Raw genomic sequence first — 13725 nt, 5'->3', positions numbered from 1 at the left:
CAGCATCCGGGCGATGAGGCTCGTCTTTAACTCTTCAGAATAGTGAGTCATACAATTTCACTTTCGGCCCCTCGGGTTTCACTCAAAGGCTCTCAAAGAGAGGCGACATCTATCCTGACACAGGGGGAGGATGTACGGCTTCCAGAGCCAGACTCTTGGACGAACCCTTTGCTTGCGGTGTAATTATGGTGTCGCATCCTTCCACCAAACGCGCTGCTCGCACCGTCAGCATGTCCGGCGAACCCGGGCCTATGCCGACGGCATAAAAATGCCCAGGCTGAGGCTGCATTGTCGATATTTGCAAACTCTTCATAGTCTCCTCACCTGGCTTAAAACCAGCAAACCATCAGGGCGATGGTGCAAATTAACAGGAACAGCATGCGCAGTACCTGGGCACTGACTGCCATAAAAGTTCCAGCTCGCGGGCCGAGCACTGCTACATAGGTCGGTAGCCCATGCTTGAGAGTCCGCACCGGTGCAGTAACCATTGAGCCGAATAGGATGATAATCACCGCCTGCTGAGTGGTTATCGACCCGGAATCGATAAAATTGGCCGCGGCAATCGCGCCGTTGTACAAACTCAGTGCCTGAGCCGGGATAATGAACAACGATTGCGGCGGTAGAAAATCAAAAGTAAAGAGCTGGGGCATGGTCTTGGCAAGCCATTCAAAACCTCCGTAATATTCCAAAGACGTCATCAAGGCAAAGGTCGGCAGTAAATAAAAGAGTAGCCGTCTCAACGTGAGCTTTGAACGCTTCCAGACAGTGCGCCAAAATCCGTCCTTGCGCTGGCGGTATTCACGCACCTCGGCAATCACATCCCGGCCCCGCAGTTCTTCGCCAATGCCTAACCGACCGAAGATCTGGCGACTGACCAGCAGGGTCAAAAAGACCTGCACGGCTATAGCGGAAAATCGCACCCCAAAGAGAGCCGCGGTCGCCTCCCAGCCGAAAGCAATGCCGATGGGGACCACGAAGGTGGGCAAATGGGCGAAGAGCGACAAAGCCGAGACCACATAAACCGAGGTGTACAATTCGCGGTTACTGATCTGACCGCAGTCGCGGTGGGAAACCAGCATGCTATTGGCCACAGCGCCGGATTGAAATGCCATCAGAAAGGCCGGACCGGTATGCCGGGACAATTTGCCCAAGCGGGTGATCGGCAAAGTCACCCATGAGAGCATCTTGACGCAGCCGGACACCTCCAATATCTGTCCAACCAGGACGCCGAGGGCAATCACGAGCATTAGCTCGAACAGGATCAAGCCTTTGCGAGGCCAGAAGGGTAATTTTCTCTTCCAGCTTTCATAACTATCGGGGTCACCGTTCTTGTGCCGTTCGGAGGCCAGGATTTTGCCGGTCTGACCCTCGGGACGCACTCTTTTAACGCTCATCGACGCAGCGTTGTCAGGCTGTCCGGGGGCACGTATTGAGGTTTCAGCTTGCCCCATGTCATCCACAGCCGCACGCTTCTCCATGGAGAAGCACTCACCACCCTCCAGCAACAAACCGAACAGGATTATCCAGATAAACAATCGCATATCAGCGGACAGGCTCTTCTTGCATCACCTGCTGCAAAGCCGCCTCAAGGTGATCGAAGTAAATATCCAGAACGGCATCGTTCCAACCGAGCGACTCACTCACCCCGACTTGCGGCGCGGCGATGATATTCTTCCAGCTCCCATCTTCGTCGCCGAGCACATCGTTGAGAATGTGATCGCCGGCAACGATCATCAAGGGAACGAAATTAACTCGATCGGGTTTCATCTCCTTAATCTTCTGCAAAGGGCCAAGGCCAGGACTTCCTTCGACACTGGCCACGACCAAACGCGGATAATCGGCTTCAATCCGCGCAGCGAACGCTTCTATCCGTTCATTGAAGCGGGGGTACTTATCGTTACCATGAGCGGCAATAACGGCGGGCTCCAGCGCATCGATATGGGGTCGCAAGGCATCAATGGTGCGCTCAATGTCCTCATCACTGGTCATAAGTGCATCACCGAAGGCCACCCGCAGACCAGAGATATCCGCCGCCTGAACCTTACTGTACTCCTGCCCCGGAGCAATATGCAGACTCTGGAAGACGACGCGATCAAACCCTTCGGCACGCAGTTGCGCGATCACCTCATCGACATTGTAGGTTACTACCCCGCGTCGTTTCAGCTTGTCGATGATAAACTGCGAGGTAAAAGCCCATCGCAGATTGTGCTCCGGGTAACGCCGGCGCACCCGACTGTCGATATGATCAAACACCTTACGCGCCTGCTCGACCGAAGTACCAAAAGCAACCAGAACGATTGCCGGTTTGCTTTTTAGCTCGTTCGCATCTGCCTGTATTGCAATGGGCATAAAAACCACCTGCATCAATATCAAAGCAAAGATTCTGTTCATACGCCAACCTGTCCGCTGGCTACCGTACACATGGCATGAAGGCAGGCTACCGCCAGCGGGCTGCCCCCGCGCCGTCCATTGAGAACAACGTAAGGCAGGCCGGTCCTCAGTAATTCCTCCTTACTCTCCAACACATGGATAAAACCGACGGGCATGCCGATGACCAGGGCGGGACGAATCCCTTCCTCCATGGCCAAACGGTTGATTTCCAACAGCGCGACCGGAGCGTTGCCAAGCAGCACGATGCTGCCGTGAAGCATCTCCTTGGCTTTTCTGACTGCGAAGAGCGAGCGAGGCAAACCAACCTCTTTCGCCTGCGCTGCAACATCCTCATCTGCAACATGACAGAAGATATCCTCATGGCTGTAGTCTGGGTTGATCTGTCGTAGACGGGCAACGGAGATTCCGGAACGAATCATATTGCTGTCAGCGTAAATCTTGGCACCCGCCAAAAGTGCCTCACGAGAAGCATCAAAAGCATCAACACTGAAAGAGAGCAACTCGGCCATGGTGAAATCGGCAGTGGTATGAATCAAGCGCCGCGCCACTTCCCACTGCGGCTGCGACAAGGAATAATTACCCATTTCGGTGTCGATGGCAGCAAACGAACGTGCCTCTATCTCCGGTCCGCTGAGGGGATGTTCATAGAGATCGTGGATCAACGGTTTTCCATCAGCTCGTTTCATTGTTACTCCTTGTGGTTTCCCGCGCGGCATACATGTTTTCAATCCAGGAATCCAAGGCCTGGGGTTGAGATGCCAGGTGCAGATGAGCATAACTGGCCAGGATATGGCCTTTTTGATAGCCTTCATCTCTGACCTGGGCACCGCGGTTTTTCCTCAAATGATAGGCAGCCTGCCAGCCGTCGTTACCGATGGGGTCGTCGCACAACTCCGAGTAGTGAAACTCGTGACCACGCAGTCTGGTTCCGACCGCTCCGAAGAGCGTAGACATCTGTAACGTCGCCTCAACATAGCCGAGGGTTTTGCGCTTTTTCAGCATGCGGGTCCGACTCGGCAAGACTCCAACCATGGGACATATCTCATTATCGACTGCTACTTCCCGGCAAAGGTAGATCAACCCGCCGCATTCCGCGTAAACCGGTTTGCCACTGCCGCAGAACTCCTTGACGGATTGGCGCATCGCCTCGTTGGCAGCGAGTTTGTGCGCATACAGCTCTGGATAACCGCCGCCGAGATAAAGTCCATCGCAAAGAAGCGGTATGGAATCATCATCAAGAGGTGAAAAGAACTGCACCTCCACCCCGCGCCCACGAAGAGCATCGAACAGATCTGCGTAATAGAATTGAAAGGCTGCATCACGAGCGACGGCAAGCTTTAATCCTCGCCTGGCGGTGCTGAACGAGGTCTTTTCTTCGCCGGCTTTTATGGGCGACGCCGGCGCAGACTGTTGCAAGAGCTTATCCAGATCGATTGCGTTTTCCGCCAGCTCACAGAGTCGGTCGATCAAAGCGTCACTCCAATCCGTCTCCTGAGCTGAAACCAGTCCCAGGTGACGACTCGGCAGCTCAGGAAAAGCGTCTCGCATTACCCTGCCGAGCAACGGCGGCGCCCCCGCGGCCACCAGCGCCTGCTGCAACCAACGAGCGTGACTCTCGGACCCACACATGTTGGCGATCACCCCTGCGATACTGACTCGCTCGTCGAATTCGGAGAATCCCTTGACCAGAGCGGCAATTGAGCGCGCCATTCCGTGGACGTTGACAACCAAAAACACCGGCAACTTTAGCCAGCTCGCCATCTCCGCGGTACTCCCGGAGAGAGATTCGGCGCTACTGCCATCAAAGAGCCCCATCACCCCTTCGACGATGGCGATGTCGGCTTTAGCGCAGGCATCCTCAAACAGGCGACGGCAATAATCTTCACCGGCCATCCACCCGTCCAGGTTGTAACAGGGACGCCCGGACACCTGCGCCAGATGACCGGGGTCGAGATAATCGGGACCAACCTTGAAAGTCTGCACTCGCAGACCTCTACGCCGGAAAGCGACTACCAGAGCCAGGGTCAGTGAAGATTTGCCGACACCGCTTTGCGTACCGGCCATGAGCAAACGAGGAATCTCGTTCAAAACTCAACCCCCTTCCGTGCGGCTACACCCTTGGATAAAGCATGTTTGATTGGGTGAATTTCACTGACGGTATCGGCGGACGCCATCAAACGTTCCGTTGCTCCACGTCCGGTGAGCACGATATTCAGTAATGGCGCGGCTTCAAGGGCGTTCACCACTTCGTCCTCTTTCAATAAACCCTTGGCGACCGCGCCGCAGATTTCATCGAGAATAATCAGATCGTGTTCCCCAGAGTTCAGTGCTTCACAGGCAAGGGCAAAACCTTCCCGGGCAGCCTGCCGATGTTCCTCGTAGACCGAATGGTCCGGTCGGGGGACAAAACCGCGCCCCACCTGCTTCACCTCAATTCCAAGTTTTTTTAAACCTGCCAGCTCACCGACGCTCTGATCCTGCTTGAGGAACTGGATGATCAGCACCCGCTGGCCATGGCCAAAGGCTCGCACAGCCATACCAAAGGCAGCGGTCGATTTGCCCTTGCCGTCACCGGTAAAAATCAGGATATTCTTGCGTTTTTCACTCATGATCATTGAGCCAAAGCGCCGAGACCACCGCGCAGGATCAAACCGAAGCTCGCCATCAGCAAAGAAATCGCCCACATCAGCCTGACTGTTTCTCCAATGCGTTCCGCACAGAGCGGTCTGTTGTTATCGCCCATATATGGACGAAACGACGGTTGGCCGAAATAGCTGTTCTCTCCTCCGAGTCTGACATTCAGAGCTCCAGCCATGGCCGCTTCTATCTGGCCTCCATTCGGACTGGGGTGATTATGGCGATCGCGGCGGAAAATAAGCCAGGAACCTCGCGCATCGAAACCTAAAAGAGTCGCCGCAACCGGCGTCAAAAGCGCTGTGATTCGCGCTGGAATGTAGTTTGCCAAGTCGTCGATCTTGGCGGCAAAATAACCGAAATGGACATATCGGTCATTTTTGTAACCGAACATCGAATCCAGGGTATTGATCGCCTTATAAACCATAGTGCCCACGGGTCCACCGATCAAGGCAAAGAGCAGAGGGGCGGTAACCGCATCAACTGTGTTTTCGGCTACGCTTTCAACCGCGGCGCGGGAGACTTCAGCATGGTCAAGTTCTTCGGTATCACGCCCTACCAGCATCGCCACCTGTCGGCGTGCCAGATCCAGGTCATCAGTCTCCAGAGCATACTTGACATGGAGAGCGTGGCGGCTTAGGTCGCGTGCAGCGAAACCGAAATAGAGAATCACAATGGACATTGCTTCTCCCAGCCACGGAGAAACCTCGGTCATTACCATGATCAGGAACCAACAGATCAGCGCCGTCGATGCGATTACAATCAGCGTCGCCACCAGACCGGCCAGGGTTTCTGAGGCGATGAGCCTACGCACCGGTTTTTCCAGCGCCGTCGCCGCTCGACCGATTCCCCGTACTGGATGCGGCAGCCACCGCGGATCACCAATAACGGCATCCATGGCCATGGCCAGGATTATCTGGAACTCAAGCGGCATTACAATCCGATCCTCCGGTAGATAGCCTTTATGTCAAGAGCCTTGCGCACCACATCAGCCAAGCGATCCAACGCCGGTTCCAGGTCATAGCGGACCAGGATTCTGCCCTCGGCACTCCAACCTCGTCTACGACGCAAGCCATCGACAAAAAAACGGCGGAATTCATCGCCATCAAAAACACCATGCAAGTAGGTCCCCCAGACTCTGCCCTGGTGAACACTGCCACCAAGCATCTCGTCCTCACTGTTGCGGACAATGATCTCAAGTGAATCATCAAGGGCGTTGGTGCGACCGTGGTGGATTTCGTAACCGACCAACTCCCGCCTCGAAGGAATGTGGCGGGCACGGGTCTGTACTGTGATTTTCTGGGGGGCGAGTACCGTTTCGATCGGCAAGAGCCCGAGGCCTGGCCGCGAAATCCCATCTGACTCCACGGCGTGGGGGTCACTGATCCGCCGACCTAACAGTTGGAAGCCGCCGCAAATGCCGACGATTTCACAACAGTCATTACTTGCAAGAGAGGCGATTCGTTCAGCAAAGCCGCCATGACGAAGATAGTCGAGATCACTGAGCACGTTTTTGCTTCCGGGAAGAATCAAGGCGTCGGGTTTGCCCAACTCATCCGCGCTACGCACTATTCGCAGATGAACATCCGGCTCGATGGAGAGTGCATCAAAATCAGTGAAGTTGGAGATATGCGGCAGGTCGATCACGGCGACATCAACGCGATCAACCGCTGTCATTTCCTGCCTAAAACCCCCGGATTTGAAAGAAACGGAGTCCTCTTCAGGCAAACCCAGCTGAGCAAGATAAGGGACTATGCCTAAAACCGGTTTGCCTGTGTGGCGCAGAGTATATTCCAGCGCCGAGGTCAAAAAACTTTGATCGCCGCGAAAACGATTGATGACAAATCCGGCCACCTGCCGTCGCTCCGACTCGCAGAGCAGCTCCATTGTGCCGACAAAAGAGGCAAAAACACCGCCTCGATCGATATCCCCGACAAGAAGAACCGGCGCATCGGCGTAGCGGGCCATGTTCATGTTGACGATATCCCGGTCTTTGAGATTGATTTCAGCCGGGCTGCCGGCGCCTTCCAAAACAATTACCTGGTGTTTGGCGGCAAGAGAATCGTAACTCTCCTTCACCACTTCGAACATAGTCTGACGCCGATCTGTGTACTCACTAAAGTGCATGCTGCCGCAGACCTTACCCTTGAGGATGACCTGGGAACCGGTGTCACTGTTCGGTTTCAGCAGGATCGGGTTCATGCACACATCCGGCTCCAGTCGACAAGCCTGGGCTTGCACTACCTGGGCCCGCCCCATCTCACCACCCTGCCTGGTGACGAAGGAATTCAACGACATGTTCTGTGCCTTGAAGGGAGCGACGTCGTATCCGTCCTGATGCAGGATGCGGCACATGGCGGCGGTCAGCACACTCTTGCCGGCATTGGAACCGGTGCCTTGGAACATGATCGCAGGAGTTTTCCGACGGGGACTTCCGGTTCGGCTAGGCACCAGAATATCTTTCAGGACACCGCACAACCGGTCCTGTTCTTCGGCGCCCCGCACGGCAACGCGGAAGTAGTTTTGATCCAGCCCTTTAAAATTGTCACAAACACGAACGGCAACACCTTTTTTCAGCATGCGTCGAGCCAGTTCGCCGGCGCTCATACGCGCATCATCCAAGCGCAACAGGAGAAAATTGGCATCACCGGGGAAAATATACAAACCGGGCAATTCAGCCAAGGCTCCGGACAACGCCAGGCGCTGTTGAACAACGTACTCACGACTCAAGCGGCGATATTCATGGTCGGCAAGAGCGCGGCAGCCGATGCTTTGTGCCAGAGAGTTGACCGTCCAGTCCGGCATCAAACGACGCAATTGAGTGACGATGGCGGCGTCGGCTATCAGATAGCCAAGACGCAACCCGGGAATCGCGTAAGCTTTGGTCATCGATTCGACGACAATCACATTGGCGGGACGCTCATGGCGCAGGCTATTCCCTTCATCAACGAAAGCGATGAAAGATTCGTCGATCACAAAATATGTCCGTGGAGAGGCATTGGCCAACTCACGCAAACGTTCTATATCGCAAAGTCGACCGGTCGGATTATTCGGCTGGCCGAGCAGCACCAATTGGTCAGGCTGAAGTCGCTCAGACAATCGGTCAAAATCAATGGCAAAGTCATTCGCGACGTCGAGAAGCAGTTGTTCAACTTCGATGCCGGCCAGACGTGTTGCGTCTTCGTAATCGGCATAGGAAGGCATGGGGATCAATGCCCGCTCAACCTTCAGCGCCCTAGGCAGCAGATAGAGCAGTTCAGTGGCGCCGTTACCGACCAGCAGGTTATCGGGAGAGCAACCATTCTCCTCCGCCAGAGCTTTAGTTAAATTTTCGCAATTGGGGTCGGGATAATGGACGAGTTCGCCGATATGAGCGCTTATCTCCGCCCTCAGCCATTTTGGCGGGCCTAATGGATTGAGATTGGCTGAAAAGTCAAGTAATTGATCAACAGGAATGCCCACCTCCGCACTGAATTGATGCAGATTGCCGCCATGTCTATGTCGTTGCGTCAGGTTAATCGAATTCATATCTCACCCCCGGTTCCCATTAGCATCAGCACCACCAGAGGGGGGACCACTTCCAACAACTCACACGCAGCACCGAGCGTGTCCCCGGTCAGGCCACCGATCTTGGCCCGACAGTAACGCGCGAAGAGCCAGACAACCAGCAAACAGGCGAACAGCACCCAAAACCCTTTAAGACCAAAAGCCAAAAAGGAGCCACCACCGAGAAGCAAAAGAGTAATTCCGCAGTGTCGCTCGCGGTTGCCGTGCTGAAACAACGAAACCAATCCGCTGCCACGTACATAGTCGAGGCTGACGGTTTTCAGGACCAGGGCGCTCCGCCCGGCCAGCGGCATAAGAACAATCGTCGGCGTACGCCAGTCACCACTTAATGACGCCAGCGCCGCGAACTTCAGTAACAGCAGCGCGACTATGACAAGGACCCCCATCGGACCACAACGACTGTCCTTCATGATCTCCAGCATCCGTTCTTTGGAGCGTGAGCTCATGAAGGCGTCAGCGCTGTCGGCCAAGCCATCGAGATGAAAACCGCCCGAGATAGAGAGCAGGAGAATAATGGTCAACGCACTCGGCACCAGCAAGCCGGGAAACAACGTTCGAAGCAGGCCATCAAAAACCGCCGCCACGCAGCCGATCAGCAGGCCGACGACCGGGAACCAGGATAAACTGCGGCCCAAGGCTTGTTCGTCACCGCACCAAGCAGGTGGAATTCGCACGATTGTCAGAAAACTTATAGCGGCAAAAAAAGGCTGCATAAATAATCCAGGCTAGAGTTTGTCTCCTGCCAGTTCCTCCGTAAACAGCTTGGCAGAACCATTCGCGGCACAGAACTCACCACACATAGTGCAGGTTTTTTCGTCTTCCGGGACGCGCGAAGCACGGATTTTCCTAGCCTCCTCAGGGATCAGGGCCAACTCAAACTGTTTATCCCATTCCATGTCACGTCGTGCCTTGCTCATCTGCTTATCGCGCTCACGTCCCCGCTCTGGGAACTTGTTCATGTCGCCGATATAGGTCGCAACACGAGCAGCCTGAACGCCGACACGAACATCCTCTTCGTTTGGCAGAGCTAAATGCTCTGCCGGAGTGATGTAGCAAATCAGGTCAGCCCCATAGCGAGCCGACTGCGCCGAACCTATGGCCGAGCTGATATGATCGAAGCCGGGGACAATATCACTGGAGATCGGCCCAAGCATGTAGTAGGGCGCTTCATTGCTCATGCGTTTCTGAATCAGAATATTGGCCTCGATCTCATCGAGAGGCATATGTCCAGGGCCTTCCACCAGCATTTGACAGCCCATTTCACGGCCGATCTGGGCCAATTCGCAATTAATGATCAGTTCTTGCATCTGGGCACGGTCGTGACTGTCATGAATTGCCCCGGCCCGCAAACCGTTACCCAAAGACAGGCAGACATCGTATTTCTTGAGTATTGAAATCACCCGGTCAAAATGCTCATAGAGGGGATTCTCTCGATTGTTCTTCTCCATCCAGGAAACCATGGTTGTCCCACCCTTGGAAACCAGTCCGCCGTAGCGGTAGTTCTGCTTACGAAGGCGTTCGATGGTGTAGCGGTTAATACCACAGTGAACGGCCATGAACGCCAAGCCGTCTGCGCACTGCTTTTCAATCAGGTCGAAGAGTTCTTCCGGGTCAAGCCTGTCAGGGCTGCCATATTTGCGGGCGGCATCGCAAAACGCCTGATAAAGAGGTACGTTTCCGACGGGCAGATCGACCGCAGCCAACACCTCACGTCGGACACGATCAAGATCGCCACCGACGGAAAGTTCCATCAAGGTATCTGCTCCAGCTTCTTGGGCAACTTTGGCTTTTCGGACTTCGGCTTCATAATCAATGATATCCGATGATGTGCCAATGGATGCATTGACCTTGGTACGCAAGCCCTTGCCGATACCGACCGGATTCGGCTTGCTATTGATATTGTTAGGGATGACAATTTTCCCTTCTTTGACCATCTCCCGTACATACTCCGGGGCATGCCCTTCATTTTGGGCAACAGCTTCCATTTGCGGAGTAACGGTTCCGTTGACAGCATGTTCAACTTGCGTAAACAACATCAATTCTCCTTTTTCAAGACACTGGAATAATTCAAAAAGTAATAATTTTAACTCGACTGGCTAACCGCAGCTTCTTCGAAGGTGGCGACCTCGGTCAGAATGGCCACTGCGGCTTCGACGAGGTTCATGGCCACGGCCCCACCGGTCCCCTCGCCAAGGCGCAGGTCAAGGTCAAGCAACGGCTTCTTGTCGAGAAAATCAAGGGCAATCTTATGACCCTGCTCTGCACTGCGATGACCAGCGATCATGTAATCTTTACATTGAGAGGCCAGGCTGTGGGCGAGCAACGCTCCGGCCGAAGAAATGATACCGTCTATCACCACTGGCTTCTTTTGCGCCGCCGCGCCAAGGATCAGACCGGCTATGGCGCCGATCTCAAAACCTCCAACCTTGGCCAGGACATCGAGACCGTCTTGCGGATTCGGCTGATTAAGCTTCAATGCCTTTTCTAAAATAACGATCTTGTTGGCCAGTGCGTCGTCGTCAAGACCCGTGCCACGCCCAGTAACGTCAGCAACCGAATACTTGCAGATCACCGCGATAATGGCACTTGACGGGCTGGTGTTGCCAATCCCCATATCGCCGGTACCGAATATATCCGTTTGATCCCCCAGAGATTGAGCGACCTCAATCCCGGCCTCAATCGCTCGCACTGCCTGCTCGCGTGTCATAGCCGGTCCTTCGGCAAAGTTTGCCGTACCCGGTGCGATCTTCTTATCGACAATCTTGCCGCAAGCGGCCAATTCGCTTAGATCACCGGCAACTCCGGTATCGACTACCGTCACCTTGGCGCCAACCTGACGCGCCAGAGCGTTGATGCTGGCCGCTTCAATGACAAAATTACGGACCATTTCCAGTGTCACTGCTTGTGGGAATTTGCTGACACCAGCGGCTACGATGCCGTGGTCCCCCGCCATGACAACAATCGACTTTCGATTGACGGTAGGGTGCAGGCTACCGGTAATTGCTGCGAGGTCGAGGGCCAAATCCATCAATCGGCCCAAGGCCCAATGTGGGATAGCCAGTTGGTCAAGACGTTCCTTGGCCTTCGCACGTGCTCCATGGTTGGCTGGAGCAATGGCCGCAAGGGTACGGGTCAGAAGAGAGCTCTCGTGCAAGGTCATTACTTTACATCTCCTTTGAGAAATATCGGGCAGCCAGATACAATGAACACCGCCTCATCGGCAAGAGCCACAATCGTTTGATTACAACGTCCTACAAGGTCGCGATAGAGCCGGGATACAGGATCAGCGGGAACAAGCCCCATTCCCAACTCATTTGTCACAAATATGACGGTGCGCTCACCTTGGCTGGCCGCCACAGCAACCTCGGTGCACAAAGTCGCGATATCTTTTTCGGTGATCTTCTTGTTGCTCTGCTGCGCCCGATAGAGAAGATTATTAATCCAAAGAGTCAGGCAGTCGACCAGTACCACCGAACTGTCCCGGCATTCACCAAGCACCCGAGCCAATTCCAGGGGCTCTTCCAGGGTCAACCAGTCGTATTTCTCCCTTTGGCGACGATGACGGGCAATGCGCTCATCCATCTCATCATCGATTGCTGGGCATGTTGCGATATAAGTGCGAGGTCCAGGCAGTTGGACTGCACGCAACTCAGCGTAACGGCTTTTACCGCTACGGCTGCCACCACTGATATAGATCAGCCGGCTGTTCGCCGATTCAGTCATTGTAAAGCCCCGTCAGCACCGCACCCTCAGCGTAGAGATCGAGAGTCGCAAAACCACCACGTTGTATGTTGATTTTAAGATAATCTTTTGCTGGCCAGCCCATAAGTTCACATAGCAAATGGCAAATCACACCTCCGTGCGTTACCAGCGCAAGATGGTTGTGGTGACACATTGCTATAGCTTGCGCAAGCGTGTTGATTCGCCTTTGGAAGTCACTGTGCGACTCACCTTCGGGGAAGCAAAACCCCTCTTTGAGTTCAGCCCAATCATTGACTAGATTAGGATCAGTGGCCCTAATCTGTTCGAAGGTCAGCCCTTCCCAACGGCCGAAGTTGACTTCGTTCAGATCATCCACAATCAGGCTGTCAAGTTTCAGTCTTTCACTCAAAGGCTTTGCCGTCTCTCTTGCCCTGCGGGCCGGACTGCACCAAAGGGCGTCGATTTCGGCCAGCGGTAAGCGATCAGTCAGGTGTTCAGCATGTTGTTTGCCCGACTCGCTGAGAGACACATCAAGACGTCCCACGTAACAGCCGTCCAGAGCGTTTTGAAGTCCAGCATGTCTAATCAGGGTCAGCTTCCTTGGCATTGTCCCCCCAAAAACAAAAATCCCCGCAACCTTTTGGGGGCTGCGGGGATACCGTTTTTTATCCACTCACAAATGATCTAGCACCTCAATGCGCGAAGGTACTATGAACCGACTAATCGATAGCGTATCTGACTTTCATCGTCCAAAGGAACGATGATCACAGTGGCGGCACCGTGACGGATTCACACCGTCTTCCACTTTTTCGATTATGATGTTTTTGGACTATAGCATAAAGATTAACGCCCATGACAAGCTATTATTTACCACCTTGAAAAAACAGTTTGTATGCCCCCGAGCGGAGAGACTGATTTCACCGCATCGCGCAAGCAAGGGCCAAAGAAAGGTTGTCAAAAGCAAAACGCGGCGCTGTGGTCCCGCAATCCGTGAAAACCAGAATCACCATTTATCTGGACGACAGCGTGATTGAAGAGTTCCGCGCGCGGGCCGAATTCGCCGGAAAAGGGTATCAGACCATGATCAATGACGCCCTCAAGGGGTATCTTGCCAAGGACACCGACACCCTCGAAGAGTTGCTGCGAAAGGTCATCCGGGAGGAAATGGGACGAGCCGCGTGAATGACCCCTGGTCCCAACCCAGTCGTCCAAGGATCGCCAAAACGCCGCTTCAGGGCTTTAAGCCCCTGGGCGGCGTTGCTGTTTGCTGGTTGACAATGCCCCGCGACTAACGTACGATTTTACGTACGCAAAGGAGGCAGCCATGCCCACGATCACAGCGACCGAAGCGAGAAAACTTCTCTACAAACTCCTCGATGACGTAGCCGAATCGCACGAACCCATCCAGATCACCGGCAAGCGTAACAGCGC

14 protein-coding genes and 1 riboswitch are annotated in these 13725 nt (G+C 54.3%); of the genes, 1 reads left to right on the top strand and 13 read right to left on the bottom strand.

The window, feature by feature from the left end; all coding sequences use genetic code 11:
• Positions 1-109: 109 nt before the first annotated feature.
• From BQ4888_RS17770 to BQ4888_RS08720, 13 genes are read right to left on the bottom strand one after another with little or no spacing between them, the layout of a single operon-like run.
• The gene (locus BQ4888_RS17770; protein ID WP_276609596.1) at positions 110-289 is read right to left on the bottom strand and encodes an SAM-dependent methyltransferase; all 180 of its coding nucleotides are present in this window, start codon (positions 287-289) and stop codon (positions 110-112) included.
• A 40-nt stretch (positions 290-329) separates the two neighbouring features.
• On the bottom strand, positions 330-1541 hold the full coding sequence (locus tag BQ4888_RS08775) for a nucleoside recognition protein (RefSeq protein WP_176374248.1): 1212 nt from the start codon (positions 1539-1541) through the stop codon (positions 330-332).
• A gap of 1 nt (position 1542) precedes the next feature.
• Positions 1543-2391, bottom strand: a complete 849-nt coding sequence (locus BQ4888_RS08770) for a sirohydrochlorin cobaltochelatase (RefSeq protein ID WP_092056502.1) — start codon at positions 2389-2391, stop codon at positions 1543-1545.
• A complete protein-coding gene (locus BQ4888_RS08765) occupies positions 2388-3077 on the bottom strand; it encodes a precorrin-8X methylmutase (RefSeq protein WP_092056500.1) in 690 nt (229 codons plus the stop codon). The genes BQ4888_RS08770 and BQ4888_RS08765 overlap by 4 nt, the downstream gene beginning before the upstream one ends.
• Positions 3064-4479 carry a cobyrinic acid a,c-diamide synthase CobB gene (locus BQ4888_RS08760; protein WP_092056499.1) on the bottom strand — a complete coding sequence of 472 codons (1416 nt, stop codon included), beginning with the start codon at positions 4477-4479 and terminating at the stop codon, positions 3064-3066. Before BQ4888_RS08760 ends, BQ4888_RS08765 begins: the two co-directional genes overlap by 14 nt.
• Positions 4476-5000, bottom strand: coding sequence for a cob(I)yrinic acid a,c-diamide adenosyltransferase (locus tag BQ4888_RS08755; protein WP_092056497.1), 525 nt, complete (start codon positions 4998-5000; stop codon positions 4476-4478). Before BQ4888_RS08755 ends, BQ4888_RS08760 begins: the two co-directional genes overlap by 4 nt.
• 2 nt (positions 5001-5002) lie before the next feature.
• Positions 5003-5959, bottom strand: a complete 957-nt coding sequence (gene cbiB, locus BQ4888_RS08750) for an adenosylcobinamide-phosphate synthase CbiB (protein ID WP_092056496.1) — start codon at positions 5957-5959, stop codon at positions 5003-5005.
• Positions 5959-8553 carry a cobyric acid synthase gene (locus BQ4888_RS08745; protein ID WP_092056494.1) on the bottom strand — a complete coding sequence of 865 codons (2595 nt, stop codon included), beginning with the start codon at positions 8551-8553 and terminating at the stop codon, positions 5959-5961. Before BQ4888_RS08745 ends, cbiB begins: the two co-directional genes overlap by 1 nt.
• Positions 8550-9305 (bottom strand): adenosylcobinamide-GDP ribazoletransferase, encoded by a 756-nt coding sequence (gene cobS / locus BQ4888_RS08740; RefSeq protein ID WP_092056492.1) that lies wholly within the window; start codon positions 9303-9305, stop codon positions 8550-8552. The genes BQ4888_RS08745 and cobS overlap by 4 nt, the downstream gene beginning before the upstream one ends.
• A 12-nt stretch (positions 9306-9317) precedes the next feature.
• A complete protein-coding gene (thiC, locus tag BQ4888_RS08735; protein WP_092056503.1) occupies positions 9318-10625 on the bottom strand; it encodes a phosphomethylpyrimidine synthase ThiC in 1308 nt (435 codons plus the stop codon).
• A 50-nt stretch (positions 10626-10675) separates the two neighbouring features.
• Positions 10676-11752, bottom strand: coding sequence for a nicotinate-nucleotide--dimethylbenzimidazole phosphoribosyltransferase (gene cobT, locus BQ4888_RS08730; protein ID WP_092056491.1), 1077 nt, complete (start codon positions 11750-11752; stop codon positions 10676-10678).
• Entirely contained in the window at positions 11752-12315 is a 564-nt protein-coding gene (gene cobU / locus BQ4888_RS08725; RefSeq protein ID WP_092056489.1) for a bifunctional adenosylcobinamide kinase/adenosylcobinamide-phosphate guanylyltransferase, read from the bottom strand. Before cobU ends, cobT begins: the two co-directional genes overlap by 1 nt.
• Positions 12308-12901, bottom strand: coding sequence for a histidine phosphatase family protein (locus BQ4888_RS08720; RefSeq protein WP_092056487.1), 594 nt, complete (start codon positions 12899-12901; stop codon positions 12308-12310). Before BQ4888_RS08720 ends, cobU begins: the two co-directional genes overlap by 8 nt.
• A 104-nt stretch (positions 12902-13005) precedes the next feature.
• Positions 13006-13143: riboswitch (cobalamin riboswitch) on the bottom strand.
• A 75-nt stretch (positions 13144-13218) separates the two neighbouring features.
• Between BQ4888_RS08720 and BQ4888_RS08715 the strand changes: the two genes are divergently transcribed.
• Positions 13219-13476, top strand: coding sequence for a BrnA antitoxin family protein (locus tag BQ4888_RS08715; RefSeq protein ID WP_092056486.1), 258 nt, complete (start codon positions 13219-13221; stop codon positions 13474-13476).
• The last annotated feature ends 249 nt before the right edge of the window (positions 13477-13725 follow it).

The organism is Desulfuromonas acetexigens (assembly GCF_900111775.1).
In the GTDB taxonomy this organism is placed as follows: Bacteria; Desulfobacterota; Desulfuromonadia; order Desulfuromonadales; family Trichloromonadaceae; genus Trichloromonas; species Trichloromonas acetexigens.
Note: the sequence above shows the minus strand (reverse complement) of the source record. Positions and strands in the feature narration are given on the sequence as shown.